The sequence below is a fragment of the Variovorax sp. YR752 genome, from assembly GCF_943372545.1.
Genome location: NZ_CALRZC010000043.1, coordinates 1 through 25,337, shown reverse-complemented (window position 1 = coordinate 25,337; position 25,337 = coordinate 1). Strand labels below are relative to the sequence as shown.

The following is a 25,337-nucleotide window of genomic DNA, read 5'->3' as shown; positions in this document are numbered from 1 at the left end:
ACTCATTGCATCGCCTCCTCGACGAACAGCGTCGAATCGGCACGCAGCTTGTGCACGTCGCCCACGCGGCGCAGCAGGCCGATGCGGTCGAAGTATTCCAGGATCTGGATCGCACGCTTGCGGCCCAGGCCGGTGGCGTCGCGGAACTGCGCCGCGCTGACCTCGCCCGATCCCGGACCGCGGGCGACCTGGCGCGCGATGTCCGCGAGCCTGGTGATCGTGGTCATCGGGTAGTACAGATCCTTGACGACCTGGTGCAGCTCGCCGCGCTGCGCGAGCCGTGCCAGCGTCGTTCGCATCAGCGCCTCGGACTCGCCGCCGTCGCGCGCCAGGTCGCGCGCCCAGGCGCCTTCGAAGCCGGCTTGCGCGAGCGGCACGGCCACCTTCTGCGCGATGCGCTCCTCGCTGGCCGACAGTCGCACGCCGTGCTCGGGCAGATGGACGAAGGCGCCGCGCAGTGCGAGCGAACCTTCCGTGCGCAGCGCGTCGACCAGGGCACGCCACAACGGCTCGGGCAGGCGAGGCAGCGCCAGGCGGCGCAGCCGCGCGGCATCGGGGCCGATCTCTTCGGGCGAACGTTCGTGGCAGGCCGCCAGCGTGGCCAGTACCGTGCTGCGCGCGGCAGCCGCATGGGCTGCGCCCAGCGCCCAGTCGCCGGCAGCGTCTGCATGGCGCAGCGCGCCCACGGCGTCGATGGCCAGCACGTGCGCCTGCGCCGCGGCGAAGCGGCGCAGGTCGACGCCGTTCGGCGCCGAGGCCAGCGTGGCGGCCAGGCGTGCCGCCGGGTCATCGAGCGCGAGCGCGTCGAGCTCGGCCAGCCGCTGCGGCGTGCGCCGGTAGCGCTGCGGGGCGAACGGGTCGAGCACCGTGCCGCCGGCCAATGCCCGGCTGGCCGATGCATCGCGCAGCACGATGCGTTCACCATGCCAGGCACCCACCGGTGCCCGCAGCACGACCTGCACCCGCGCGCGCTCGCCCGCGGCGACGCTGTCGCCGTCGAGCACGGCCACGGTGCCGGGCACGGCGGCTGCGCCGATGTGCACGTGCACCGCCATGCCGCTGCGCAGCGGCTTCGCTTCCTCGTGCCACAGTCTCAGCTCGGCATCGAGCCGGTCGGTGGCCAGCGCGGCCTCGGGCGCCACCAGCCACTGGCCGCGCGCGATGTCTTCCTTGGCCAGGCCGACCAGGGCGACCGCGCAGCGCTGCCCCGCGCCGGCCTGCGTCACGGCTTGGTTCTGCGCATGCAGGCTGCGGACGCGCGCCTCCCGGTCGCCGGGCACGAGGCGCAGCGTGTCGCCGAGCTTCACCGTTCCGGCATGCACCGTGCCCGTCACGACGGTGCCCACGCCGGTCAGCGTGAAGGCACGGTCGATGGCCAGGCGGAATGCTTCGCCGCTTGCGTTGCGTGGCGGCAGCGCCCGCGCGGCGTCGAACAGCAGCGACTTCAGCTCCGCCAGGCCGGCGCCGCTGTGCGCGCTGACCGCCAGCACCGGCGCGCCCTCGAGCGAGGTGCCCTGCAGCAGCGCCGCCACTTCCGCGCGCACTGCGTTGACACGATCCGCCTCGGCGCGGTCGGTCTTGGTCACCACCACCGCGCCGCGTGACAGGCCGAGCAGCGACAGCACCGCCAGGTGCTCGCGCGTCTGCGGCATCGGCCCATCGTCGGCGGCCACCAGCAGCAGCGCGAAGTCGACGCCCGTCGCGCCGGAGATCATCGTGTGCACCAGCCGCTCGTGACCCGGCACATCGACGAAGCCAATGCGCCGCGGCGACCCGGGCACGTCGAGGAAGGCATAACCCAGCTCGATGCTGATGCCGCGCTGCTTCTCCTCGGGCAGGCGGTCGGTGTCCACGCCGGTGAGTGCCCTCACCAGCGTGGACTTGCCGTGGTCGATGTGGCCTGCGGTGCCGACGATCATGGTGTCAGGCCAGCGCTTCGTGCAGCGCCGGCAGTTGATCGGTGAACGGCTGGACGTCCTCGAGGCAACGCAGGTCGAGCAGCAGGCGGTCGTCGGCGATGCGGCCGATCACCGGCAAGGGCAGGGCGCGCAGTGCGGCGGCCAGCTCATCGAGGGCACGGCCGGCACCCTTCTTCTGCGCCGGCGCGATCGCCAGGCCGGCCGAGGGCAGGCGCTCGACGGGCAGCGATCCGGAGCCGATCTGGCCCTGCATCGATGCGACCTCGACGCCGAAGCGTGGCGCGACCGCGGCAGCGAGCTGCGGCGCGAGGCGTTCGGCCAGTTCGCGGATCTGCGCTTCCGGTCGTGTGAGCAGGCGCAGCGTCGGCAGGTCCTGCGCCAGCCGCTCGGGGCGCAGGTACAGCATGAGCGTCGCCTCCAGCGCGGCCAGCGGCAGCTTGCTCATGCGCAGTGCACGCTTCATCGGGAACTTGCGGATGCGGCCCAAGGCCTCCTTGCTGCCGACGATCAGCCCGGCCTGCGGGCCGCCGAGCAGCTTGTCGCCGCTGAAGGTGACCACGTCGCAGCCGGCCGCGAGCATCTCCTGCGGCAGCGGCTCGCGCGGCAGGCCGTAGTGGGCCAGGTCGACCAGCGATCCGCTGCCGAGATCGGTGGCCAGCGGCACGCCCTTCGCGTGGGCGATGGCGGCCAGCGTGGTCTCGTCGACCGCCGCGGTGAAGCCCTGCACCGCGTAGTTGCTGGTGTGCACCTTCATGACCAGCGCCGTGCGCTCGCCGATCGCGCGCTCGTAGTCGGCCGGGTGGGTGCGGTTGGTGGTGCCCACCTCGACCAGCGTGGCGCCGGCCGAGGCCATCACGTCGGGCATGCGGAAGGCACCGCCGATCTCGACCAGCTCGCCGCGCGAGACGATCACCTCGCGGCCGCGCGCCATCGCCGCGATCGTCAGCAGCACCGCCGCCGCATTGTTGTTGACCACCGTGGCCGCCTGCGCGCCGGTGATGCTGCACAGCAGCTCCTCGACGATGCTGTCGCGGTCGCCGCGGCCGCCGGAAGCCAGGTCGTACTCGAGGTTGTTCGGCCCGGCCATCATCGCCAGCAGGTGCTGCAGCGCGGCGTCGGCGAGCAGCGCGCGGCCGAGGTTGGTGTGGATCACCGTGCCGGTCAGGTTCAGCACGCGGCGCATGCGCGGCGCCAGGCGTGCCTCGATGCGCTGCCTCAGCGTGGCTTCGAGCGCGGCCGACTGCACGGCCGGTGCGTCCAGTGCGCCGGCGAGCGCCTGCGCACGCAGCGTGTCGAGCAACGCACGCGCTTCGCCGGCCACCAGCGTGTGGCCATGCTCGGCCAGCAGCGCGGCCAGCGTGGGCGAACGGATCAGGCGATCGACGGAGGGGAGGTCCTTCGCGCTGGCCTTGGAACCGTGCACCACGGATTCGTCGGGCCGGGCGGTCATGGGCTGGGGTCCGGTGGCGCGTCGGGCGCGCCGAACAGCAGCATCAGGTTGACGCCGTGACGCTGGTAGCCAGCCTCCGAGACCAGCAGGTCCAGCGTGATGCTGGCGAGGTCATCGGCCACCGGCTCGACGAAGGGGTCGCGGTCACTGTGCATGATCTTCAGGTAGGCGCCGCAGTCGTCGCAGCTTTCCGCCTGCAGCGAGGCGCTGGCGGCACGGCTGTCGCCCGGCGCGTCGGCGCCGGCGGCATCGAGCGAGTGATAGGCCAGCCGCTTCGTGCTCAGGCAGGCCGGGCACTTGATGCGCACCAGGTGCCATTGCAGGCTGCACAACGAGCAGTGCAGATAACGCTGGCCGAGCGACTCGCCGTTGCTGCGCGTGATGCTCGCCGTCGGCCGGCTGCCGCAGCAGGGGCAGGCCCCTTCGTCGTCGATGCGGCCGAAGGGCTGGCCGCGGCCGTCGTCGTGTGCGGCGAGCGTGGTCGCCATGTGCGTCCAGTAGACCTGCAGGGCGGCGCCGATCACCGGCGCGGTGGCCAGGTCCAGGCCTTCCATCACGCCGGTCAGCAGGCAGTCGGCCTGGCGCTCGAACCAGTCGTCGGCACCGGCGGCGATCTGCTCCAGCGCCGCCTGTGCCGGTGCCGGGGCATGCGCGCGCAAGTCGGCCGCGAGCACCTTGGCCACGCCATGCCAGACCGGGTCGCGCGGCCAGTCGGCGGCCGGCAGCGGCGGCGCGCCGAGCTTCGCGGCGCGGTCGAGCGCATCGGCGTCGGGCAGCGGCACGCCGGGGAGGCTCTCCAGCCGGTCCTGCTGGGCCTGCGCCAGCTCGGCCATGAACCGCAGGAAGTCGCCCATCGGATGCCCGCTGGCGAGCTGGCGCAGGCGCATCGCGCGCTGCGCGAACAGCGTGCCGCGCTGCGGCAGGTGCAGGAACGCCGTCTCACCACCGCCGCGCGCGGCGATTTCCTCCGGCGTCATCACCCGCACCGTGGCCGTCATCGTCATCGCCTCATTTCCCCCGCGTCATCTCGCGGTGCCACAGCGCGTGGTGCTGCTTGGCCCAGCTCTCGGTGACGGTGCCGCGCGTCATCGCGCGCACCGTGCCCTTGACCCAGATCGCCGCGTAGACGTGCACGACGGTGGCCAGGATCAGCACCACCGCCGCGATCGCGTGCAGCAGCACCGCGGCGCGCATCGCGACGATCGGGAAGTAGGGCGCGAACCACGGCCGCCAGAACATCACGCCGGTAATCACCAGCACCACGAGGCTGAGCGCCATCGCCCAGAACACACCCTTCTGCCCGGCGTTGTACTTGCCCACCGGCGGCATCTTCGACTTGTCGCCGCGCAGCATGTCGCCGGTGTGGGCGCGCCATTCCTTGTCGGCCGGCGTCATCACGTTCTCGCGCCACAGGCGCACGAACAGCCCGAGGAAGGAGACGGCCATGATCACGCCGAAGAACGGGTGCAGGATGCGCGCCCACGGCCCGCCGCCGAACAGGTGGGTGAAGAAGAAGAACGCCGGGTGGAAGAACGCCAGGCCGGTGAGGCCGGCGAAGACGAAGAACAGCGCGATGACCCAGTGGTTCATGCGCTCGCTCTCGCTGTAGCGCATCAGCAGGCTCTGTTGTCTCATCACGCGTTCTCCTTCTCGTCGGTCTTCTCCTCGATCGGGCCGACCTTCATGTAGTGCAGGAAGCCGACCAGCACCGCGCCGATCATCCCGGCCACCGCGAGCGGCTTGGCGATGCCCTTCCACAGCGACACCATCGGGCTGATGGTCGGATCCTTCGGCAGGTCTTCCAGCTCGGGACGGTCGGCATGCTTGAGCACGTACATGACGTGCGTGCCGCCGACACCCTGCGGGTTGTAGAGGCCCGCGTTCTGGAAGCCGCGCTCCTTCAGCTCGCCGGCGCGCTTCTCGCCGTAGGCGACCATGTCGTCCTTGGTGCCGAAGCCGATCGCGCCGGTCGGGCAGGTCTTCACGCAGGCCGGCTCCAGGCCGACACCGACGCGGTCTGAACACAAGGTGCACTTGTAGGCCTTGTTGTCCTTGGCGCTGATGCGCGGCACGTCGAAGGGGCAGCCCTTGACGCAGTAACCGCAGCCGATGCAGTTCTCCGAGATGAAGTCGACGATGCCGTTGGACAGCTTGACGATCGCCCCCGGCGCCGGGCAGGCCTTCAGGCAGCCCGGATCCTCGCAGTGCATGCAGCCGTCCTTGCGGATCAGCCACTCGAGGCTGCCTTCCTTCGGCTCGACCTCGAAGAACTTCATCACCGTCCAGGAGGTCGGCGTGAGGTCCCTCGGGTTGTCGTAGACGCCGATGTTGGTGCCGATCTCGTCGCGCAGGTCGTTCCAGTTCATGCACGCGACCTGGCAGGCCTTGCAGCCGATGCACTTGGACTCGTCGATGAGCTTGGCGACCTGCGGCGCGCTGGTGCGCACCTGCGGGCTGGGGGTGGTGGTGGCGGAGCGCGCCACGATGTCTTGTGATTGAAGACTGGCCATCGTGTGCTACCTCATGCCTTCTCGATGTTGACGAGGAACGCCTTGAACTCCGGCGTCTGCGAGTTCGCGTCGCCGACGAAAGGAGTCAGTGCGTTGGCCAGGTAGCCGTTCTGCGTCACACCCTTGAAGCCCCAGTGGATCGGGATGCCGACGTGGTGCACCTTCTTGCCGTCCACGTCGAGCGCCTTGATCCGCTTGGTGACCACGCAGGCCGCGACCACTTCGCCGCGGTTGCTGCGCACCTTGACCTGGTCACCCTGCTTGATGCCCTTCTCCTTGGCCAGCTCCTCGCCGATCTCGACGAAGGGCGCCGGCTGCACGATCGCATTGCTGCGCGAGTGCTTGGTCCAGTAGTGCAGGTGCTCGGTCAGGCGGTAGGTGGTGGCGGCGTAGGGGAAGTCCTCCTTCTTGCCGAAGGCCTCGAGGTCGCCCTTGTAGACGCGCGCGGCCGGGTTGCTGGTGGCCTTCGGGTTGTCCGGGCACATCAGGTTCACGCCCAGCGGCGTCTCGAAGGGTTCGTAGTGCTCGGGGAACGGGCCCTCGGCCATGCCCATCGCGTGCAGCCGTGCCACGCCCTCGGGCGTCATGATGAACGAGCCCACGCCTTCCTCGGGGGCGGCGTTCGGCCGCATGTCCGGGATGTCGGCACCGCCCCAGGACGTGCCGTTCCAGGCCAGGTACTTGCGGCTCGGATCCCAGGGCTTGCCCGACGGGTCGGCGCTGGCACGGTTGTAGAGGATGCGCCGGTTCGCCGGCCACGAGTAGCCCCAGTTCGGGAACACGCCCAGGCCGGTCGGGTCGCTGTTGTCGCGCCGCGCGGTCAGGTTGCCCGCCTGGCTCCAGCAGCCCGAGTACAGCCAGTTGCCGCAGCTCGTGCTGCCGTCGTCGCGCAGCAGGCCGAAGCCGGCCACCTGCTCGCCCGCCTTGACCAGGACCTTGGGCGGCGCCTTCGGGTCCTTCGGGTCCGGCGGGGCCAGCACGTCGGTCAGCGCCTTGCCGGAGATCTCGCGCAGCAGTTCCGCGGGCGACGGCACGTTCGGGTTGATGTAGGGCCACGTCAAGGCCGCCACCGGCTCGGGCAGCGTGCCGCCGTCCTTGGCGTACATGCCGCGCAGCTTCATGAACAGGCGCGCGACGATCTCGCTGTCGACCTTGGCCTCGCCCGGCGGATCGACGGCCTTCTCCTTCCAGTTCAGCACGCGGCTGGAGTTGGTGAAGGAGCCGGTCTCCTCGGCGAAGCAGCTCGACGGGAAGCGGAACACCTCGGTCTGGATCTGCTTCGGGTCGACGTCGTTCATCGGCCCGTAGTTCTTCCAGAACTCGCTGGTCTCCGTCTCCAGCGGGTCCATCACCACCAGGTACTTCAGCTTGGCCAGCGCCGCCGACAGCTTCTTCTTGTTCGGTACCGCGGCCAGCGGGTTGAAGCCCTGGCAGAGGAAGCCGTTCATCTTGCCCTGGTGCATGCGCTCGAAGATTGCCAGCACGTCGTAGGCGCCGTCGCGCTTGGGCAGCCAGTCGTAGGCGAAGCCGTTCTCCTTGGTCGCCGCGTTGCCGTAGTAGGCCTTCATGAGGCTGGCCTGGAACTTCGGGAAGTTCTGCCAGTAGCTCATCTGGTTGGGGCGCAGCGGCTTGAGCGTGCGCTTGGACAGGTAGGTGGCGTAGTCGGGGTCGGCGTCGGTGGGGGCGCCCATGTAACCCGACAGCGTCTCCGAGTAGGCGCACATGTCGGTGATGCCCTGCACGTTGGCGTGGCCGCGCAGCGCGTTGACGCCGCCGCCCGGACGACCCATGTTGCCCAGCAGCAGCTGGATCATGGCCATCGTGCGGATGTTCTGGCTGCCCACCGTGTGCTGCGTCCAGCCCAGCGCGTACAGGATGGTCATCACCTTGTCCGGCGCCGAGGTCTCGGCCATCGCCTCGCACACCTTCAGGAAGGACTCCTTCGGCGTGCCGGTGATGCGGCTGACCTGCTCGGGCGTGTAGCGGCTGAAGTGCTTCTTCAGCTGCTGGTAGACGCACAGCGGGTCCTGCAGCGTCTCGTCGACCTTGACATAGCCGTCTTCACCGAGCTGATAGCCCCAGCTCGCCTTGTTGTAGGCGCGCTTGCCTTCGTCGTAGCCGCTGAACAGGCCGTTGTCGAACTTGTAGTCCGGCTTGGTCAGGAAGGTCAGGTCGGTGTTGAACTTGGCGTACTCGGTGTGGATCTTGTTGTTCGAGATCAGGTAGTTGATGACACCGCCCAGGAAGGCGATGTCGGTGCCCACCCGGATCGGGGCGTAGATGTCCGCCACCGCCGCGCTGCGCGTGTAGCGCGGGTCGACCACGATCAGCTTCGCCTTGCGCTGCTGCATGGCCTCCACCGCCCACTTGAAGCCGCAGGGGTGTGCTTCGGCGGCATTGCCGCCCATGATGAGGACGAGATCGGTGTTCTTGATATCCGTCCACGAGTTGGTCATCGCACCGCGACCGAAGGTCTGGCCCAGACTGGACACAGTCGGCGCGTGTCAGATACGTGCTTGCGTATCGAGTGCAACCATCCCCAGGCCGCGAGCGACCTTGACAGCGAGGTAACCGGATTCGTTGGAGGACGCCGAGGAGATCAGGAAGCCCGTGCTGTTCCAGCGGTTCACCGTGATCTGCTTGCCGTCCTTCTCGACCGTCTTGACGAGGTTGGCGTCGCGGTCGGCCTTCATGTGCCTGGCCACGCGCGTCAGCGCCTCGTCCCACGAGATGTTCTTCCACTCGTTCGAGCCGGCCTCGCGCACCTGCGGCACCTTGACGCGGTTGGGCGACTGGATCATGTCCATCACACCGGCGCCCTTGGGGCACAGCGTGCCGCGGTTGACCGGGTGGTCGGGGTCGCCCTCGACGTGGATGATGGTCGACTTGACGTTCTTCGCCTTGTCGCCGAGCGTGTACATCACCAGGCCGCAACTGACCGAGCAGTACGGGCAGGTGCTGCGGGTTTCGGTGGTGCGAGCCAGCTTGAAGTTGCGTGTGTCGGCGAGTGCCGCCGTGGGCGAGAAGCCCAACGCGACGAGGCTGGAACCCACCAGCCCCGCTCCGCTGACCCGGAAGAATTGCCTCCGGTTCATGTCCATCTCAGTCGATCTCCTGCGAGCCTGCGGCTCGGCGAAATGAGGCCTGCGTCACGGCAGAGCTGCGCAGATTTGAACCGACGCACGGGCACGACCCGATGCCCGCGAACCCTTATGAATCCTCCTTCACAGGCCTTGCGCTCGGGCCGTGCGACAAGTTGTCGCGCTGCGCGCCGCCACCGGCCTCAGGGTTTGCGGTGCGCCAGCAGGCGCTGCACCAGCGGGTGCGCCACCTTCTTCTCCGTGCCGATGGCGTGGTAGTGCTCCTCGACACCCTCGCAGGGCCCGATCCGCCTGACGCCGTAGCGGCGCAGCAGGTCCGCGTGGATCAGGTCGGCCGCCGGGAAGACGCCCATGCCCTCGGCGCCGAAGGTCTTGAGCAGCGCGCTGTCCTCGAACTCGCCGACGCGCATCGGCTCCAGGCCCTCGCGCTCGAACCATTGCTCCAGCCGGGCGCGCACCGCGGCGTGGGTGGTCGGCAGCAGCACCGGCACCTTGGCCAGAGAGCGGGGAAAGTCGCGCCGCGCCGCCGCCCACAGCGAGGGCGGCGCGTACCACGACAGCGGGCTGCTGCCGAGCCGGTGGCCGTAGAGCCGCAGGTTGGCGTTCGGCGGCGCGGGCCGGTCGGCGATCACCACGTCGAGCCGGTGCAGCGCCAGTTCGGCCAGCATGTCCTCGAACTCGTCGACGTGGCACAGCAGGCGAAGCTGCGGCTCGGCGATCACCGGCGCCATCAGGCGCTGCACCACCAGCTTGGGCAGGCTGTCGGCAATGCCCACCGCCAGCCGCACGCTCTGGGTGGTGGCGGCGTCGCGCACCAGGCCGGGCAACTGCTCGCCGAGCTGGAAGATCTGCTCGGCCTGGCGGAGCGCCGCGAGCCCGGCGTCGGTGAGGGCCAGGCCGCGGCCGGCCGGCTTGAACAGCGCATGCCCGAGCGAACGCTCGAGCTCGCGCACCTGCGTGCTGACGGTCTGCACCGCCATGCCCAGGCGCGCGGCGGCGCGCGCCATGCCGCCCTCCTTGGCGACGACCCAGAAGTAGTAAAGGTGGCGGTAGCTGTAGTGCAGGCTCATCGTCAGCTTTTCTCGAAGTGAGCATCATCGATTGTCTGCTTTTTGACGTGGCCTCCCGCCCCTATCTTCCAGGCTCCCGCCCACCCATGGAGATTCAGCGATGCAAGTGGTCTTCGAGTCCCGCGATCCCGAGGGCGCCCGGCTGCGCCCGCTGGCCGAACAGCGTGTGCGTTTCGTGATGCGCCGGCTGACCTGGCTGGTGCCGCGCGCCAAGGTGCTGCTGTCCGACATCAACGGCCCGCGCGGCGGCGTCGACAAGCGCTGCCAGGTCGAGCTGCGCACCGACGGTGACCGCAGCGTCGTCATCACCTCGATCGCTCGCGACTGGCGCACGGCACTGGACAGCGCGCTGGCCCGAGCGGCGCGGGCGCTGGTGCGCCTGCTGCACCGCGGCCGCGGGCGTGCACGCCATCGGCCCGTGGCGCTCGGCGCCTCCGAATGACCTCCCCCCACCACCAAGGATCCGCCATGCGCAGCTACCCCACCAACAGCCCGCAGGCCGCCGCCCGCATCGTCGCGCTGACGCTGCTGGCCGATGGCCATCTCGCCAAGTCCGAGCTCGACGCGCTCGAGCGCTGTGGTGCCCACGAGCAGCTCGGCCTGGCCCGTGAGGACCTGCACGCCGTGCTGCACGGCTTCTGCGAAGACCTGCTGCACAGCGCGCACCTGAGCTGGGACGACACCTGCCGCATCGACCCGCGCACGCTGGCGCAGCTGATGGCCGAGGTCGACGATCCGGGCCTGCGTCTGAAGGTGCTGCGGCTGTGCCTGAAGGTCGTGCAGGCGGACGACCACGTCGCCGACGGCGAGGCGATCGTGCTCGGCGCCGCCGTCGAACAATGGGGCCTGCAGCGCGAGATGTTCGCCGGTGACGCGGTCGCCCAGCCTGCGTGACCAGCTTCCTCGATCCGGCGATCCTGTTCTTCGTGTTCGGGCTGCTGGCCGGCGGCCTGCGCTCCAACCTCGAGATCCCGGCGCCGATCTCGCGCTTCCTGTCGCTGTACCTGCTGATGGCGCTGGGCCTGAAAGGCGGTTTCGCGCTGTCGGCCTCGGGCCTGACGACGCAGGTCACGATCAGCCTGGCGGCCGCGCTGCTGCTGGCCCTCGTCGTTCCCGCCATCGGCTACCTGCTGCTGCGCCGCGTGCTCGGCGGCTTCGACGCGGCGGCGATCGCCGCCACCTATGGCTCGGTGAGCGCGGTGACCTTCATCACCGCGGTGCAGTACCTCGACACCCATGGGGTGGCCTTCGGCGGCCACATGGCGGCGGCCATGGCGCTGATGGAATCACCGGCGATCGTCATGGCCGTGGTGCTGGCCAACCTGGCCCGGCAGCGCCAGGCCGCAGCGGGCGGCGCGTCGGCCGGCCCCGCTCGGCCGGCGCCTGCGCTGCGGCAGATCCTGCACGAGTCCTTCACCGACGGCGCGCAGTTGCTGCTGCTCGGCGCGATGGTGGTGGGCATCCTCACCGGCGAGGCCGGCGAGTCGGCGATGAAGCCCTTCGCGGTCGACCTGTTCAAGGGCATGCTGGCCTTCTTCCTGCTGGACATGGGCCTGCTCGCCGCGCGCCACATGGGCGACCTGAAGGGCAAGTCGCCCTGGCTGCTCGGCTATGCGCTGCTCGGGCCGCTGGCGCATGCCGCGCTGGCCCTCGGCCTGGCCCGCGCACTCGGCCTGTCGGCGGGCGACGGCGCGCTGCTGATGGTGCTGGCCGCCAGCGCTTCCTACATCGCCGTGCCGGCGGTGGTGCGGCAGGCGATTCCCGAGGCCAACCCGTCGCTGTATGTCGGCATGTCGCTCGGGCTGACCTTCCCGTTCAACATCCTGCTGGGCATCCCGCTGTACGTGGCCATCGCGCAGCGGGTGCTGGGCTGAGGCAGCCCGTCACTGCGCTTCGAACTGGTCCGCGTTGCGGCCTTTCACGCCGGCGTAGAAGCGCTTGATCTCCTCCATGTCGCGCTCGACGTCGCCGGTCGGCACGAACAGCGGGCCCAGGCCGGCGGCCTTGCGCTCGTAGTCCATGTAGGCCAGCACGATCGGTACCTTTGCTTCCAGCGCGATGAAGTAGAAGCCGGTCTTCCACTGCCGCGTGCGGCCGCGCGTGCCTTCCGGCGGCACGACCAGCTGCACCGGCCCGTCGGCATCGCGCAGTGCCTGCGCCGAGGCGGCGACCAGGTTGTTGCTCTTCGAGCGGTCGACCGCAATGCCGCCGAGCCAGCGCATCACCGGCCCGAAGGGCGGCGCGAACAGGCTGGCCTTGCCCATCCAGTAGAGGTTCAGGTTGAGCGCGAAGCCGGTCATCAGCGTGTAGGGCAGATCCCAGTTGCTGGTGTGCGGCGCGGCGATGAGCACCGACTTCGCGGCGCTCGCGGGCAGGCTGCCCTCGATGGTCCAGCCGTTGAGCCTGAGAAAGGTCAGCGAGATGGCGCGCAGCACGCGGTTGACGACGGGCGTGCTGAAGAGGGTGAGGTGCATGGTCTGCGGGGGCTGCGGGCCGCGCATTGTCGGGCCTGCGCAGGCCCCGTCGGCCGCGGCCCCATGCGGGGCTTGATCAGGCGCAATCGCCGGCGATCACCCCGGCAGTGCGCAGTGCGGCGATCTCGGCGTCGCCATAGCCGGCCTCGCGCAGCACGGCGCCGGTGTGCTCGCCGATGGACGGCGGGCCTTCGCGCACCGGCAGGCGCTGCCCGTCCATCGTGATCGGCAGCAAGGGCGCTCGCGTGTCGAGTGCATGACCGGCCACGCTGGCATCGGCCGGCACGTGAATCGGAGCGAGCCCGCCGGTGGCGGCGAGGTGCGGATCGTCGAACAGCTCCTGCGGCCGGGTGATCGGCGCATGGGGCAGGGCGTGGGCCTCGAAGCGCGCAGCGAGTTCGGCTGCGCCGAACGCGGCGAAGCGCTCGCGCAGCAGCGGCAGCATCCACTCGCGCGAGCGCACGCGATCGTTGTTGGAGGCCAGGCGCGCATCGGCGAGCAGGTCGTCGAAGCCGAAGGCGCGGCACATCGCCGCCCACTGCGTGTCGCTCACCGCGGCGAGGAAGATCTGCTCGCCGTCCTTCACGGTGAACACGTCGTACAGCGCCCAGGCGCTGATGCGGCTGGGCATCGGTGCGGCGGGCTGCCCGGTCACCGCGAACTGCATCATGTGCTGCGCGACGAGCAGGACGTTGTTCTCGAACAGCGCGCTGCTCACCTCCTGGCCGTGGCCCGTGCGCTGCCGCTGCCACAGCGCGGCCAGCGCGCCGATGGCGCCGAACAGGCCGCCCATGATGTCGTTGATGCTCGTCCCGGCGCGCAGAGGCCGGCCTTCCGGGCCGGTCATGTAGGCCAGGCCGCCCATCATCTGCACCACCTCGTCGAGCGCGGTGCGGTGCTCGTAGGGACCGGGCAGGAAGCCCTTGTGCGCGACATGCACGAGGCGCGGGTTCAGGCGCTGCAGCGTCTGCGGCCCGAGGCCCAGCGCTTCCATCGTGCCGGCCTTGAAGTTCTCGCTGAACACGTCGGCGCCGGCGATCAGCTTGAGCACGATCTCGCGGCCGCGCGGGTCCTTGGCGTCGATCGCGATGCTCTTCTTGTTGCGGTTGAACATCGCGAAGAAGCCGGCGCCCGAGCCGAGCAGGCGGCGTGTCGAATCGCCCGCCAGCGGCTCCACCTTGATGACCTCGGCGCCGAGGTCGGCCAGCACCATGCCGCAGGTCGGGCCCATCACCATGTGGGTGAACTCGACGACGCGGATGCCGGACAGGGGAAGCGTGGCGGTGTGAGTCAAGGAGGAGCCGTCAATGCCAATCGACCAGCTCCATTGTCAGCGTTCCGCCGGTCAGGAAGGTCGACTGCGCCGGTTCCTCGCGCACCAGCTTCACCAGGCCGACGCCGGCGCAGTACCACTCGGTGGTGGTCAGCATCATGTCCTTCCAGCCGACCACCGGGTCGGCGAACAGGCGCAGCGCGGCGACGCCCTTGATGCGCAGGCAGTTGTCGAAACTGCCGGCGCGCGTGGCGAGCCTCTCGCCGACGGCCTCGATGGTGTAGTTCATCGGAACGTCCGGATGGCTGTGGCGGATCTCGCGCGGGAACTCCTGGCGGCGCTGCAGCAGGTAGGCGGTGGTGCTGGCGCGCCAGCCGGTGCCGACCACGAGCGGCGCCTTCAGCACGTAGCGCGGCTCCTTGTCGGGCTCCGGTTCCTCCTGCAGCTCGCTCTTGGTGGCGACGCGGTAGATGCCGCTGGCGTCGCTCCTGAGCCAGTAGTCGACGCCGCTGTCGCTGCGCCGACGCCAGGCCTCGCCCGAGGCAAGGCCGTCGAGGCCGAGCGTTTCGATCACACGCTGCTCGTGCTCGACGATGTGGTTCTCCCACTCCGTGCGCATGTCGTAGGCCCAGCGGTGGCCTCTGGCGAGCGGGAAGTAGGAGTCGTCCTGCGGCGCGCCACAGGCGCTTGTCAGCAGTGCCAGGCCGATGAGGTGCAGGCGCTTCATTTCTCGGGCAACTGCGGCACAGGCAGGTCGCGGATCTTGACGTTCTGCTCGTCGCTGCCCGGGCGCAGCCACGAGAAGCCCTTCGGGCCTGTCTTCGGCTCGGCCGTGCCCATCTGGCTGATGCCCTGGCGCACCTTCTTCATGCCCTCGTTGAGCAGCGCATGCAGGTCCTTCGCGTAGGGCAGCTGGTAGGCGCGCGGCTGGGCGGAGGGCTTGCCGTCCTGCAGCTCGTTCACCCACACGTACAGCGCACCCTTGGTCTTGCTGTTCGGCTCCTCGATCACGGCGGCCAGCAGCACGAAGCGCTCGGGCAGCGCATCGCGGCGGGGCCAGCCGGCCAGGCCGTGCACCTGGCCGTCGGCATAGAAGTAGAAGCCGGTCACGCCGACCACCAGCAGGGCCTTCAGCCAGGCCGGCCAGCGCGACCACAGCAGCGCCAGCGTGCACAGCAGCACGAGGGCGGCGAAACTCAGCACGACGGCAGTCGTCATGGGCGTTGCGTCATAGGCGTTGCACCAGGGTCCGGGGCAGGGTGTTGACGTTGCTCACGCTGCCGTCGCTCAGCACCGTGAAGCGCGCGGCGGTGGCCTCGTCGCCCTTGCGTGAGAGCGTGACGTTGCCGTAGAAGACCACCTCGGCGCGCGGGTTCACCTTGATCACCGAGACCGTCACCTCCACCGGCTGGCCGTTGCCCGATTCGTAGTAGTGAACGTTGACGGTGTACTCGCCCGGCGCGATGCCGCGGATCGTCACCACCTCGGTGTTCAGCGGGTTGGCGACCTGCCTGCCGTTGATCACGATGACGTCGTTGGCCAGGCCGCGGTCGTCGCGGTCCAGGTGCATCAGCCCGGCCTCGCGGGCGCGGAACCACACCAGGTTGGCGGCCGGGTCCTGCACCCAGGTGTCGATGTCGTTCGGGTTCAGGTCCGGCCAGGACACGTTCACGATGTACTCGGCCTTGGAGGGGATGTCGCCGGCCTTCAGCGCCTTCGGGTTCATCGCCAGCAGCGCGATGATGAAACAGAAGACGAAGGCGATCAGCATGTTGAACAACATGTCGTAGAACGGGTCGACCTCGGCTTCGCGGGAGAAGCGACGCTGGCGCATGCGTCAGCACTCCCCTGTGTCGATGGCCAGGCCGTGCGACAGCCCGTGCTGCTGCGCGTCGGCCACCAGCATGTCGGCATAACGATCCAGCCGCGTGAGCTGCAGGCCGAGCAGGATGTTGCCGACCAGGCCGACCATCGTGGTCAGCAGCGCCACGCCCAGGCCGGTGGTCAGGCTGCGCAGCAACTCCTGCGACTGCGAGGCGTCGAAGTTCTGGATCTGGCCGATCTCGATGGCGAGGATGGAGAAGCCGATCACCTTGCCGAGCAGGCCGAGCTTGAGCTGGATGCCGTTGACCCACCAGGCGGTGTGATGGGCGCCGTGGCTGCGCTCGAGCAGCAGGTCCAGCGGCGCGCCGGCGTCGCGCGGCGCTGCGCGCAGCGCGGCCCAGTAGTCGGCCGCCCAGCCGCTGGCCGAGCCGCCGCTGCGTGCCGCTTCGAGCCAGCGCCGCTGCTGCTGCAGTTCGCGCGCGCGTGCGCCGCACCAGAGGGTCGCCGCGACGAAGACCACGATGATCACCAGCGTCAGGCCGGTCGGATCGGAGTGCAGCAGCAGCGCCCACACGCCGCGGCCGCCGAGCATCCAGGTGGCGAAGGCGAACATGCCGGCCAGGGCGAACCACTCCAGCCAGATCGGCTCGATGGCCGGCGCGCCGGGGCGCGGCGTTGCGCTGGACAGCATCACAGGTCGATCTCCATGCCGGCGAAGGCCAGTTCAAGGCCCTCGACGTCGTCGCCGAAGTGGAGGAACACCGTGCGCCGCGCGCCGGTGGCCGCGAATCGCGCGTCGGGCGAGGGCTGCGGCACAGACATCGGGCAGCCCGAGCCATTGACGAGCAGGCAGTCGGCACCCTCCATCCACGGCAGCGCGCCGCTGCTCGCACCCGGCGAGTAGACGAGGCGCTGGCCGGCGCGGCGGTCCTCGATCAGCAGCGCGATGCTGTCGCCGACCAGCGCCTCCGGGTGGCGCTGCGAGCCCGGCGCGGCGCAGCCACCGTCGTCGACCGCGACGAAGCGCAGCGACTCCAGCCCTTCGACGCGGAACTCCGCGCTGCGCACGTCGCCCGCCACCGGCACCAGGTGCCAGCGCAGCGAGCCGCCGCCATCGTGCAGGCCGAGCATCGGCAGCCGGCCGGTCAACTCTTCGAACACGCCCGGTGTGGCGTAGAGATCGAGGGTCCTTCCGCGGGCGAGGCGAGCGAGCGTGCCTGCATGTTCCAGCTGAGCATCGAGCAGCACGAGGCCGGCGACGCGGCCCGCGGCGGCGGCCACGTCGATGCGCGCGTCATCGGCGATGTCTGGCGAGGCGTTGACCAGCAGCCAGCGGTCGTCGTCGCCGGCCACGGCGATGGTGCCGCAGGTCCGTGACGTCAGGTGTCGCGATGCCAGCACGGTCGGAGCACACTGTCGGCAAACCGCCCGGCCTTCCGCGCCGAGCACGAGGATCTTCATGTTGTTCGAGTCATTGCGCAGTACGCCTGCATGGCACGAGGCTGCAAGAGCCATGCCGCCGCGCTCTCGGGGGGCGACGCCCGCTATGCCGCGCCCGGCGTGGCGTCACCTGCTCCATGCGGGAGCAGCCGCGTCAGGCCCTGGCACAGGGATATCCCGGGGCTTGTGCACGGATGCGCTGGCGGCCCTGCTGCCCGCAGTCGCCCTTCCGTCGGCCGCTGCCTGTGCCGGCGCCCGCGCGAGCAGCCGGTGCCGAGCGAGGTGGAGCGCACCTTCCCGCGTTGATCAGCCCGGCTTCTTCCAGCGCAGCTTGCGGTAGATGGTGTTGCGGCTGATGCCCAGGCGCTTGGACGCCTCGGAGATGTTGCCGCCGGCGGCTTCGAGCGCACTGCGGATCATCTCGATCTCGACCTCCTCGAGCGTGCGGTTGGCCGTGACGGGTGCGGGCGCAGGCGCCGGTTGCGCGGGAGCGGGCATCGGCGGCGCCGCCGATGCTGCGGCTGGCGCCGGCTGAAACGATCGTGTCGCCGGCAACGCGCTCGCGGGTGCGGCGTCGCGCGCCGGCAGGCGGCGAACGTCCTCGAGGAAGTCGTCAGACAGGTGGGCCTCGGTGATCTGCGCCTCGCCGCAGGCCATCACCGCGGCCGTGCGCAGCACGTTGGCGAGCTGGCGGATGTTGCCTGGCCAGTGGTAGCGGGCGAGCAGGTCCATCACCGCCGGACTGATCTCCGGCGCGCCCTGCGGGCACTCGCTCTGCAGGATGCGCCGCGCCACCACGCCGAGGTCGCTGCGCTCGCGCAATGCCGGCATGCGCAGCACCAGGCCGTTGAGTCGGTAGTACAGGTCCTCGCGGAACTGCTGATGCTCGATCATCTCGCGCAGGTTGCGGTGCGTCGCGCCGATCACCGCGATGTCCACCGCGATCGTCTTGTGGCTGCCCAGCGGCGTGACGCAGCGCTCCTGCAGCACGCGCAGCAGCCGCGCCTGCAGGGCCAGCGGCATGTCGCCGATCTCGTCGAGGAACAGCGTGCCGCCGTTGGCCTGCACGATGCGGCCGACCGCGCCCTTGCGCCGTGCGCCGGTGAAGGCGCCTTCGTCGTAGCCGAACAGCTCGGCCTCGATCAGCGACTCGGGGATGGACGCGCAGTTCACCGCCACGAAGGCCTGCTTGGCGCGGTTCGACTCCTGGTGCACCGCACGCGCGAGCAGTTCCTTGCCGGTGCCCGTCTCGCCGAGGATCAGCAGCGGGATGTCGCGGTTGAGGATGCGCCTGACCTTCTGCACCACCGTCTGGATCTGCGCATCGCCGGTCTGCAGGAACTGCAGGCCGGCGGGTGCCTTGGCCACGGCTTCGCCGGAGTGCGTCGGCGCTGGCGCCGAGGCGCGCGGCACGCCGCTGCTGCTGGTGTCGTCGAAGCCCTCGGGCAGGCCACCGAACACGCGGCGCGACGACCAGTCGATGCGCGCGCTGACCTGGAAGCGCAGGCCGGTGGGCACCGACAGCGTCATCGGCACCGGCAGCGGCGCGCGGAAGTGGTCGTGCACCGCCGCCACGGTGGTGCCGAACAGCGTCGTCAGCGTGTGGCCGCGCAGCGAGATGCCGGTCATCGCGAGCTGGTCGAGCGCGCTGCGGTTGGCGCCGAGGATCTTGCCGTCGGAGCCGACGACGATGATGCCCTCGAGCAGCGTGCCGATGAACTCGGCACGGCTGTGGAAGTGCAGGCGCAGCCGGTTGCTGTAGTCGTCCGAGAGCCAGTGGTTCTCGATCATGCGCGCCGACATGCGCACCAGCCCCATGGTGTGCTGGTGGTAGCTGCGCTGGTCACCCGACACGTCGAGCACGCCGAGCATGTTGCCGCGCGGGTCGAAGATCGGCGCCGCCGAGCAGGTCAGGAAGTGGTTGGCGTGCATGAAGTGCTCGTCGGCGTGGACGAGCGTCGGCCGCTCCTCGAACAGCGCGGTGCCGATCGCGTTCGTGCCCTTGCTCTGCTCGGCCCAGTTGACGCCGGGCTGCAGTGCGACCTTGCCGGCACGTTCGAGGAAGTCGTTGTCGCCGATCGAGTGCAGGATGGTGCCGTTCGCATCGGTCAACACGATCATGCTCTCGGTGTTGACGATCTGCTCGTAGAGCATCTCCATCACCGGTGCGGCGTGCGCGAACAGGCGCTGGTTGCGCTCGCGCGCAACGTTCAGGTCGCTGCGCATCAGCGGCGCGTAGTCGGGCCGCTCGATGCGCGTCAGCCCGAGTGCCGCGCAGCGCTCGTGCGACTGCTGGATCAGCCCGTCGCGCGCGGGCTGGCTCGATGGCGGCGGCGCCGCGGCGTCGCTTGCGCCCCAGTTGCGGTGGCCCGAATTCCGGCTCGTGGACATGACTTCCGTTTCCTTGCCTGCGTGTCGAGCAGGTTGTCTGCGTCGGCTTCATCGTCGTGCGCACAAGCGCACGTTGGAGGCGACTGTCGGCCCGGCGGACCGGTTTGTCCACCGAGGGACAGCACGGACAGCAATGGCCCGACTGTTCACGTTTGCAACACCTTTGCATGGCATGACGTTTGCAGACGGCGAGCCCATTCCAAACCGACCGTCCAGGAGACAAGCCATGTTCCGCACTCGTTCCCGCCATCGACTCCTCATTGCCGGCGCACTGCTGATCGGCGCCGCTTGCCCGGGCGCCGCCTGGGCGCACGGCGACGTCACGCCGCAGGCGGTAGACACCACCGGCCTGCCCAAGCTCGGCGACGCCTGGCGTGCCGAGAACCCGTTCCGCAAGAACGATGCGGCGGTGAAGATCGGCACCTCCGCCTACAACCAGAACTGCGCGCGCTGCCACGGCCTGGAGGCGATCTCCGGCGGCATCGCGCCCGACCTGCGCAAGCTCGACAACGAGTGCGCCACGCTGAAGGACGAGAAGAAGAAGGCGGCCTGCGTGAAGGAGATCGACGAGTACTTCGCCAGCACCGTGCGCAAGGGCCGCACCCGCAACGGCGCGGTCTACATGCCGCCTTTCGAAGGGATGATGAACCAGGAGGCGGTCTGGTCGATCAAGGCCTACCTGGAAACGCGCCGCGAGAAGCCGTTGTGATGCGCCGGCGCCAGGTGCTCGAAGCGGCAGTCCTCGCCGCGCTGCCGAGGCTGCTCTCGGCCACGCCGCTGGACAAGGTCAGGGCGCGAGGCGTGCTGACCGTGGCGATCTACAAGGACATGCCGCCCTTCCATGCCGAGGGGGCGGGCATCGATGTCGAACTGGCAGCCGCACTCGCCGAATCGCTGGGCGTCAAGCTCTCGCTGCTGCCCTTCGCAGCCGACGAGAGCATGGAGGACGACCTGCGCCACATGGTCTGGCGCGGCCACTACCTCGGCTTCGGCCCGGCCGACGTGATGCTGCACGTCCCGGTGGACCGCCCGCTGATGCAGGGCAGCCCGCAGGTCAGCATCTTCGCGCCGTACTGGCGCGAGCGCGTCGCCATCGCGCGCAACCTCGAGCAGCTGCCGGTGCTCGAGTCGCTCGGGCAGCTCGCCGGCAAGGCAGTGGCGGTGCCCGGCCAGTCGATGGCCGGCTGGCTGCTGATCGGCGCGGACGGTGGCGCGCTGCGCGACAACCTGCGCACCCAGTGGAAGGACGGCGTCGAGGCGGCGCTCGCCCTGAAGCGCGGCGAGGTGCCGGCGGCCGCCGGGCTGCTCTCCGAACTGCAGGCGGTGCTGCGCGGCGATGCACGCTTCGCCATCGAGCCGCTGCCCTCACCGCGCGCACCGCGTGACGGCTGGGCGGTGGGCATGGCGGTGAAGAAGGACGCCACCGAACTGGCGCAAGCCCTTCAATCCGCGGTCAACCAGCTGGCCGGCAGTGGCCGCCTGGCGGAGATCTTCGCCCGCGCCAACCTGGCCTGGCGCCCTGTCTGACCGAAAGGCTCCGGCGCTGTGACGCGCTGGAGCAAATCCTAGGGTTTCCCCCGGATGGTGACTCTCGCCCGGCCTCAGCAAGCTATGCAGAGTCGTGCATAGCACGCGCTGACGCCCAAACCCGAGGAAGCCTCATGCAGAAGACGCTCCACATCAACCCGGAAAAATGTACCGGGTGTCTCCAGTGCGAGATGGCCTGTTCGTTCGAGAACTACGGCACCTACGCCACGGCCAAGTCGCGCATCAAGGTGTTCGACTTCCATCACACCGGCCGCAAGGTGCCCTACACCTGCACGCAGTGCGACGAGGCCTGGTGCCTGCATGCCTGCCCGGTGGAAGCCATCACGCTGGACAAGCTGACCGGCGCCAAGGTCGTCAACGAGACCACCTGCGTGGGCTGCAAGGTCTGCACGATCAGCTGCCCGTTCGGCACCATCAACTACGTGCAGGAGACCGGCAAGGTGCAGAAGTGCGACCTGTGCGGCGGCGACCCGGCCTGCGCGACCGCCTGCCCGACCGGCGCCATCACCTACGTCGATGCCAACTGGACGGGCCTGAACAAGATGGCTGCCTGGGCCGACAAGCTCGGCAATCAACCCTCCGCCGCGTAAGAGGAGTACACACATGTCCTGGGCTGGAAAGATCCTCCGCGTCGACCTCACCGCCGGCACCGTCAAGTCGGAACCTCTCAACATGGACTGGGCGCGCGCCTACCTCGGCTCGCGCGGCCTGGCCACCAAGTACATCGTCGAAGAGGTCGACCCCAAGGTCGACCCGCTGTCGCCGGCCAACAAGCTGATCTGGGCCACCGGCCCGCTGACCGGCACGATGGCCTCCACCGGCGGCCGCTACACCGTCGTCACCAAGGGGCCGCTGACCGGCGCCATCGCCTGCTCGAACTCCGGCGGCTACTGGGGCGCCGAGCTGAAGATGGCCGGCTGGGACATGGTCATCTTCGAGGGCCGCTCGGCCAAGCCGGTGTTCCTCTACGTCGAGGACGACGTCGCCGAACTGCGCGATGCCGGCCATCTGTGGGGCAAGAGCGTCTGGGAGACGGAAGAAACGCTGAAGAAGCAGCTGCAGCAGCCGCTGGCGCGTGTGTCCAGCATCGGCCTGGCGGGCGAGAACCAGGTGCTGTATGCCGCGGTCGTCAACGACCTGCACCGCGCTGCCGGCCGCTCCGGTGTCGGCGCCGTGATGGGCAGCAAGAACCTCAAGGCGATCGCGGTGCGCGGCACCAAGGGCGTGGGCAACGTCGCCGACCCCAAGGAGTTCATGAAGGTCACCTTCGAGAAGAAGAAGATCCTCGCCGACAACGCCGTCACCGGCCAGGGCCTGCCGACCTACGGCACCCAGGTGCTGATGAACGTCATCAACGAGATCGGCGCGCTGCCGACCCGCAACCACCGCGACGTGCAGTTCGAAGGCGCCAAGGACATCTCCGCCGAGGCCATGGCCACGCCGCGCAAGACCGACGGCAAGAAGCACCTGGTGACCAACCAGGCCTGCTTCGGCTGCACGATCGCCTGCGGCCGCATCAGCAAGATGGACCAGGGCCACTTCACGGTCGAGAACAAGCCGCAGTACTGGGGCGCCTCCGGTGGCCTGGAGTACGAGGCGGCCTGGGCGCTGGGCGCGGCCAACGGCGTCAACGACCTGGAAGCGCTGCAGTACGCCAACCTGCTGTGCAACGAGCAGGGCTTCGATCCGATCTCCTTCGGCGCCACCGTCGGCGCGGTGATGGAGCTCTACGACATGGGCGTGCTGACCAAGGAGCAACTCGGCATCGACGCCAAGTTCGGCAGCGCGCAGGCGCTAGCCTACTTCGCCGAGATCACGGCCAAGGGCGAAGGCTTCGGCAAGGAGATCGGCCAGGGCTCGGCGCGGCTGACCAAGAAGTACGGCCACCCCGACCTGACGATGAGCGTCAAGGGCCAGGAGTTCCCGGCCTACGACTCGCGCGGCATCCAGGGCATGGGCCTGGCCTACGCGACCAGCAACCGTGGCGCCTGCCACCTGCGCGGCTACACCGTGGCCTCCGAGGTGCTCGGCATCCCGGTCAAGACCGACCCGCTGACCGCCGAGGGCAAGCCGGAACTGGTGATCGCCTTCCAGGACGCCACCGCCGCGTTCGACTCGGCCGGCATCTGCATCTTCACCAGCTTCGCCTGGGGCCTGGCCGACGTGGCGCCGCAGGTGGCCGCGGCCTGCGGCCCCGAGTTCACGCTGGAGAACATGGCCAAGATCGGCGAGCGCATCTGGAACATGGAGCGCGACTTCAACAACCGCGCCGGCTTCACCGCCAAGGACGACACGCTGCCCAAGCGGCTGCTGACCGAACCGGCCAAGACCGGCCCGGCCAAGGGCCTGGTCAACAAGCTGCCGGAGATGCTGCCGAAGTACTACGCCGCACGCGGCTGGGACGCCGACGGCCAGCTCAAGCCGGAGACGCGCACGCGCCTGGGACTCTGACCCACGTTCGCGGCTGACGATCGAAGGCGGTTGCAAGACCGCCTTCTTTCTTTGAAGGAATCGACGACATGAACCACGTGATCCTCGGCGCCGGCCCGGCCGGCGTGATCGCCGCGGAGACGATCCGCAAGCACGCTCCCAACGACCGCATCATCCTCGTCGGCGACGAGCCGGAGGCGCCTTACTCGCGCATGGCGATCCCCTACCTGCTGATCGGCAACATCCAGGAGGAGGGCACGCACCTGCGCCACGGCGCCGGGCACTTCGAGTCGCTGTGCATCGAGCGCAAGCAGGGCCGTGCCAAGGGCATCGACACCGGGCGGCACCAGGTGCACCTGGAAGACGGCAGCTCGCTGCCCTACGACCGGCTGCTGATCGCCACCGGCTCCAGCCCGGTGCGCCCGCCGATCCCCGGCATGGACCTGCCCAACGTACACAGCTGCTGGACGCTGGCCGACGCGCGCGCCATCGCGCAGCGCGCCGGCAAGGGCGCGCGCGTGCTGCAGATGGGCGCCGGCTTCATCGGCTGCATCATCATGGAGGCGCTGGCGGCGCGCGGCGTCGAGCTGACCGTCGTCGAGATGGGCGACCGCATGGTGCCGCGCATGATGGGCCCCACCGCCGGGGGCATGATCAAGGACTGGTGCGAGAAGAAGGGTGTGCGCGTCTTCACCGGCTCGCGGGTCGATGCCATCACGGCAGCGGCCGGCGGCGCGATGACGGTGAAGCTCTCCAACGGCCAGTCGCTGGACGTCGACCTGGTCATCAGCGCCACCGGCGTGAAGCCGAACATCGGCTTCCTGAAGGATTCGCCGATCAAGTGCCTGGTCGGCGTGCTGACCGACGAGCACCTGCAGACCACGGTGCCCAACGTCTACGCGGCCGGCGACTGTGCCGAGGCCTTCGACATCGTCAGCGGCAAGACCATCGTCAGCGCGATCCAGCCGAACGCGGCCGATCAGGCCTACATCGCCGCCATGAACATGGTCGGCAGGAAGGCCGTGCTCAAGGGAGTCACGCAGATCAACGTGCTGGACACGCTGGGCCTGATCTCGACCAGCTTCGGCAATTGGCAGGGCGTGGACGGCGGCGAACACGTCGAGCTGACCGACCGCCCGGCGGGCCGCCACCTCAGCCTGCAGTTCAAGGACGACGTGATGGTCGGCTGCAACAGCATCGGCTGGACGGAGCACGTCGGCGTGATGCGCGGGCTGGTCGAAGGGCAGGTGAAGCTCGGCGAGTGGAAGGACCGGCTGAAGCAGGACCCGACGCTGCTGATGGAGGCCTATCTCGCCAGCGCGCAGGGGCAGGCCACGCGCGCGCTCGTCCCGCCGAAATGAAAATCACCTTCAAGCTCTACGCCAGCCTGACGCAGTACCTGCCCGCCGAGAACCGCTACGACAACCGTGTGCCGCTCGAGTTGCCCGAGGGCAGTGCGGTCGCGCAGGCGATCGAGCCCTTCGGCCTGCCGGAGAAGCTGGTGCACCTGGTGCTCGTCAACGGGGTCTACGTGCCGCCCGAGCAGCGCCTGAGCCACGTGCTGACGGACGGCGACGTGCTCGCCATCTGGCCGCCGATCGCCGGGGGCTGACCGGTGCAGGCGTATTACCCCGCCGAGTTCAAGCGGGAGATGGGCTGCACCGAGGCCGAGCTGCTGATGTGGCTGCCGGGGGCGGTGAATGGCTGCGCGCTGCGGCTCATGCCGCGTTCGGCCGAGGTGGCCATTGGCACGGGCCGCCTCGAACTCGCGTGGCGCGAAATGCCGCCGCGGCAGATCGCGCTGTTGCGCATGCCGCGGCTGGCGATCGCATTCCACTTCGAGGGCGTCGGGGAGGCCGAGCGCCAGGACTTCATGCGCTACTTCGACCTGTACACGCAGCGAGGGG

25 protein-coding genes are annotated in these 25,337 nt (G+C 69.6%); 10 read left to right on the top strand and 15 right to left on the bottom strand.

Annotated elements, in window-relative coordinates; all coding sequences use genetic code 11:
* Positions 1 to 2 precede the first annotated feature (2 nt).
* The 7 genes from selB to AAG801_RS12870 all read right to left on the bottom strand — a co-directional run bounded on the left by selB (position 3) and on the right by AAG801_RS12870 (position 10,050).
* Entirely contained in the window at positions 3 to 1,919 is a 1,917-nt protein-coding gene (selB, locus tag AAG801_RS12900) for a selenocysteine-specific translation elongation factor (RefSeq protein WP_341888730.1), read from the bottom strand.
* 4 nt (positions 1,920 to 1,923) lie between these two features.
* Complete coding sequence (gene selA, locus AAG801_RS12895) at positions 1,924 to 3,369, bottom strand: L-seryl-tRNA(Sec) selenium transferase (RefSeq protein WP_341888729.1); 1,446 nt, start codon at positions 3,367 to 3,369, stop codon at positions 1,924 to 1,926.
* Positions 3,366 to 4,373, bottom strand: a complete 1,008-nt coding sequence (gene fdhE, locus AAG801_RS12890; RefSeq protein WP_341888728.1) for a formate dehydrogenase accessory protein FdhE — start codon at positions 4,371 to 4,373, stop codon at positions 3,366 to 3,368. Before fdhE ends, selA begins: the two co-directional genes overlap by 4 nt.
* Positions 4,374 to 4,377: 4 nt before the next feature.
* Positions 4,378 to 5,004, bottom strand: coding sequence for a formate dehydrogenase subunit gamma (locus tag AAG801_RS12885; RefSeq protein ID WP_341888727.1), 627 nt, complete (start codon positions 5,002 to 5,004; stop codon positions 4,378 to 4,380).
* Positions 5,004 to 5,879 (bottom strand): formate dehydrogenase subunit beta, encoded by an 876-nt coding sequence (gene fdxH, locus AAG801_RS12880; RefSeq protein WP_341888726.1) that lies wholly within the window; start codon positions 5,877 to 5,879, stop codon positions 5,004 to 5,006. The genes AAG801_RS12885 and fdxH overlap by 1 nt, the downstream gene beginning before the upstream one ends.
* Before the next feature lie 11 nt (positions 5,880 to 5,890).
* A complete protein-coding gene (gene fdnG / locus AAG801_RS12875) occupies positions 5,891 to 8,980 on the bottom strand; it encodes a formate dehydrogenase-N subunit alpha (RefSeq protein WP_341888725.1) in 3,090 nt (1,029 codons plus the stop codon).
* A gap of 182 nt (positions 8,981 to 9,162) precedes the next feature.
* On the bottom strand, positions 9,163 to 10,050 hold the full coding sequence (locus tag AAG801_RS12870) for a LysR family transcriptional regulator (protein WP_341888724.1): 888 nt from the start codon (positions 10,048 to 10,050) through the stop codon (positions 9,163 to 9,165).
* A 100-nt stretch (positions 10,051 to 10,150) separates the two neighbouring features.
* Between AAG801_RS12870 and AAG801_RS12865 the strand changes: the two genes are divergently transcribed.
* The 3 genes from AAG801_RS12865 to AAG801_RS12855 are packed head-to-tail and all read left to right on the top strand — an operon-like array spanning position 10,151 to position 11,924.
* Positions 10,151 to 10,492: an HPF/RaiA family ribosome-associated protein gene (locus AAG801_RS12865; protein ID WP_341888723.1), complete on the top strand. Its 342-nt coding sequence runs from the start codon at positions 10,151 to 10,153 to the stop codon at positions 10,490 to 10,492.
* A 26-nt stretch (positions 10,493 to 10,518) separates the two neighbouring features.
* Complete coding sequence (locus AAG801_RS12860; RefSeq protein ID WP_341888722.1) at positions 10,519 to 10,944, top strand: TerB family tellurite resistance protein; 426 nt, start codon at positions 10,519 to 10,521, stop codon at positions 10,942 to 10,944.
* Entirely contained in the window at positions 10,941 to 11,924 is a 984-nt protein-coding gene (locus AAG801_RS12855) for a sodium-dependent bicarbonate transport family permease (RefSeq protein ID WP_341888721.1), read from the top strand. The genes AAG801_RS12860 and AAG801_RS12855 overlap by 4 nt, the downstream gene beginning before the upstream one ends.
* 9 nt (positions 11,925 to 11,933) lie before the next feature.
* Here the strand turns inward: AAG801_RS12855 and AAG801_RS12850 are convergent, their stop codons facing one another.
* The 8 genes from AAG801_RS12850 to AAG801_RS12815 form a co-directional block, all read right to left on the bottom strand.
* Positions 11,934 to 12,524, bottom strand: a complete 591-nt coding sequence (locus tag AAG801_RS12850) for a lysophospholipid acyltransferase family protein (RefSeq protein WP_341888720.1) — start codon at positions 12,522 to 12,524, stop codon at positions 11,934 to 11,936.
* 76 nt (positions 12,525 to 12,600) lie between these two features.
* Complete coding sequence (locus AAG801_RS12845; protein WP_341888719.1) at positions 12,601 to 13,818, bottom strand: CaiB/BaiF CoA-transferase family protein; 1,218 nt, start codon at positions 13,816 to 13,818, stop codon at positions 12,601 to 12,603.
* Between the two features lie 10 nt (positions 13,819 to 13,828).
* Entirely contained in the window at positions 13,829 to 14,524 is a 696-nt protein-coding gene (locus AAG801_RS12840; RefSeq protein WP_341888718.1) for a hypothetical protein, read from the bottom strand.
* Positions 14,521 to 15,015 (bottom strand): hypothetical protein, encoded by a 495-nt coding sequence (locus AAG801_RS12835; protein WP_341888717.1) that lies wholly within the window; start codon positions 15,013 to 15,015, stop codon positions 14,521 to 14,523. The genes AAG801_RS12840 and AAG801_RS12835 overlap by 4 nt, the downstream gene beginning before the upstream one ends.
* Before the next feature lie 10 nt (positions 15,016 to 15,025).
* Positions 15,026 to 15,631: a hypothetical protein gene (locus tag AAG801_RS12830; RefSeq protein ID WP_341888716.1), complete on the bottom strand. Its 606-nt coding sequence runs from the start codon at positions 15,629 to 15,631 to the stop codon at positions 15,026 to 15,028.
* A 3-nt stretch (positions 15,632 to 15,634) separates the two neighbouring features.
* Positions 15,635 to 16,312, bottom strand: a complete 678-nt coding sequence (locus AAG801_RS12825) for a hypothetical protein (protein WP_341888715.1) — start codon at positions 16,310 to 16,312, stop codon at positions 15,635 to 15,637.
* The gene (locus AAG801_RS12820) at positions 16,312 to 17,022 is read right to left on the bottom strand and encodes an MBL fold metallo-hydrolase (RefSeq protein ID WP_341888714.1); all 711 of its coding nucleotides are present in this window, start codon (positions 17,020 to 17,022) and stop codon (positions 16,312 to 16,314) included. The genes AAG801_RS12825 and AAG801_RS12820 overlap by 1 nt, the downstream gene beginning before the upstream one ends.
* 345 nt (positions 17,023 to 17,367) lie before the next feature.
* Positions 17,368 to 19,452, bottom strand: coding sequence for a sigma-54-dependent Fis family transcriptional regulator (locus AAG801_RS12815; protein WP_341888713.1), 2,085 nt, complete (start codon positions 19,450 to 19,452; stop codon positions 17,368 to 17,370).
* A gap of 226 nt (positions 19,453 to 19,678) precedes the next feature.
* Here AAG801_RS12815 and pedF point away from each other — a divergent pair, with 226 nt between their 5' ends.
* The 7 genes from pedF to AAG801_RS12780 all read left to right on the top strand — a co-directional run.
* Positions 19,679 to 20,161 (top strand): cytochrome c-550 PedF, encoded by a 483-nt coding sequence (pedF, locus tag AAG801_RS12810; RefSeq protein WP_341888712.1) that lies wholly within the window; start codon positions 19,679 to 19,681, stop codon positions 20,159 to 20,161.
* A complete protein-coding gene (locus AAG801_RS12805; protein WP_341888711.1) occupies positions 20,161 to 20,979 on the top strand; it encodes a transporter substrate-binding domain-containing protein in 819 nt (272 codons plus the stop codon). Before pedF ends, AAG801_RS12805 begins: the two co-directional genes overlap by 1 nt.
* Positions 20,980 to 21,113: 134 nt before the next feature.
* The gene (locus tag AAG801_RS12800) at positions 21,114 to 21,590 is read left to right on the top strand and encodes a 4Fe-4S dicluster domain-containing protein (RefSeq protein ID WP_341888710.1); all 477 of its coding nucleotides are present in this window, start codon (positions 21,114 to 21,116) and stop codon (positions 21,588 to 21,590) included.
* A 13-nt stretch (positions 21,591 to 21,603) separates the two neighbouring features.
* Complete coding sequence (locus AAG801_RS12795) at positions 21,604 to 23,451, top strand: aldehyde ferredoxin oxidoreductase family protein (RefSeq protein ID WP_341888709.1); 1,848 nt, start codon at positions 21,604 to 21,606, stop codon at positions 23,449 to 23,451.
* A 68-nt stretch (positions 23,452 to 23,519) separates the two neighbouring features.
* Positions 23,520 to 24,791, top strand: coding sequence for an FAD-dependent oxidoreductase (locus AAG801_RS12790; RefSeq protein WP_341888708.1), 1,272 nt, complete (start codon positions 23,520 to 23,522; stop codon positions 24,789 to 24,791).
* On the top strand, positions 24,788 to 25,042 hold the full coding sequence (locus AAG801_RS12785) for a MoaD/ThiS family protein (RefSeq protein ID WP_341888707.1): 255 nt from the start codon (positions 24,788 to 24,790) through the stop codon (positions 25,040 to 25,042). The genes AAG801_RS12790 and AAG801_RS12785 overlap by 4 nt, the downstream gene beginning before the upstream one ends.
* 3 nt (positions 25,043 to 25,045) lie before the next feature.
* Positions 25,046 to 25,337 (top strand): hypothetical protein (locus tag AAG801_RS12780; RefSeq protein WP_341888706.1); only part of this gene is annotated, 292 nt, incomplete at its 3' end.

Excerpts from the sequence above, each read along its gene's own strand:
- AAG801_RS12840 (WP_341888718.1), bottom strand. The coding sequence starts at position 14,524 with ATGAAGCGCCTGCACCTCATCGGCCTGGCACTGCTGACAAGCGCCTGT.
- AAG801_RS12885 (WP_341888727.1), bottom strand. The coding sequence starts at position 5,004 with ATGAGACAACAGAGCCTGCTGATGCGCTACAGCGAGAGCGAGCGCATG.
- AAG801_RS12805 (WP_341888711.1), top strand. The coding sequence starts at position 20,161 with ATGCGCCGGCGCCAGGTGCTCGAAGCGGCAGTCCTCGCCGCGCTGCCG.
- AAG801_RS12815 (WP_341888713.1), bottom strand. The coding sequence starts at position 19,452 with ATGTCCACGAGCCGGAATTCGGGCCACCGCAACTGGGGCGCAAGCGAC.
- fdhE (WP_341888728.1), bottom strand. The coding sequence starts at position 4,373 with ATGACGATGACGGCCACGGTGCGGGTGATGACGCCGGAGGAAATCGCC.
- AAG801_RS12790 (WP_341888708.1), top strand. The coding sequence starts at position 23,520 with ATGAACCACGTGATCCTCGGCGCCGGCCCGGCCGGCGTGATCGCCGCG.
- AAG801_RS12785 (WP_341888707.1), top strand. The coding sequence starts at position 24,788 with ATGAAAATCACCTTCAAGCTCTACGCCAGCCTGACGCAGTACCTGCCC.
- AAG801_RS12865 (WP_341888723.1), top strand. The coding sequence starts at position 10,151 with ATGCAAGTGGTCTTCGAGTCCCGCGATCCCGAGGGCGCCCGGCTGCGC.
- selA (WP_341888729.1), bottom strand. The coding sequence starts at position 3,369 with ATGACCGCCCGGCCCGACGAATCCGTGGTGCACGGTTCCAAGGCCAGC.
- AAG801_RS12850 (WP_341888720.1), bottom strand. The coding sequence starts at position 12,524 with ATGCACCTCACCCTCTTCAGCACGCCCGTCGTCAACCGCGTGCTGCGC.
- fdxH (WP_341888726.1), bottom strand. The coding sequence starts at position 5,879 with ATGGCCAGTCTTCAATCACAAGACATCGTGGCGCGCTCCGCCACCACC.
- AAG801_RS12830 (WP_341888716.1), bottom strand. The coding sequence starts at position 15,631 with ATGCGCCAGCGTCGCTTCTCCCGCGAAGCCGAGGTCGACCCGTTCTAC.
- AAG801_RS12800 (WP_341888710.1), top strand. The coding sequence starts at position 21,114 with ATGCAGAAGACGCTCCACATCAACCCGGAAAAATGTACCGGGTGTCTC.
- AAG801_RS12870 (WP_341888724.1), bottom strand. The coding sequence starts at position 10,050 with ATGAGCCTGCACTACAGCTACCGCCACCTTTACTACTTCTGGGTCGTC.
- AAG801_RS12795 (WP_341888709.1), top strand. The coding sequence starts at position 21,604 with ATGTCCTGGGCTGGAAAGATCCTCCGCGTCGACCTCACCGCCGGCACC.
- AAG801_RS12835 (WP_341888717.1), bottom strand. The coding sequence starts at position 15,015 with ATGACGACTGCCGTCGTGCTGAGTTTCGCCGCCCTCGTGCTGCTGTGC.
- AAG801_RS12825 (WP_341888715.1), bottom strand. The coding sequence starts at position 16,312 with ATGCTGTCCAGCGCAACGCCGCGCCCCGGCGCGCCGGCCATCGAGCCG.
- AAG801_RS12860 (WP_341888722.1), top strand. The coding sequence starts at position 10,519 with ATGCGCAGCTACCCCACCAACAGCCCGCAGGCCGCCGCCCGCATCGTC.
- pedF (WP_341888712.1), top strand. The coding sequence starts at position 19,679 with ATGTTCCGCACTCGTTCCCGCCATCGACTCCTCATTGCCGGCGCACTG.
- selB (WP_341888730.1), bottom strand. The coding sequence starts at position 1,919 with ATGATCGTCGGCACCGCAGGCCACATCGACCACGGCAAGTCCACGCTG.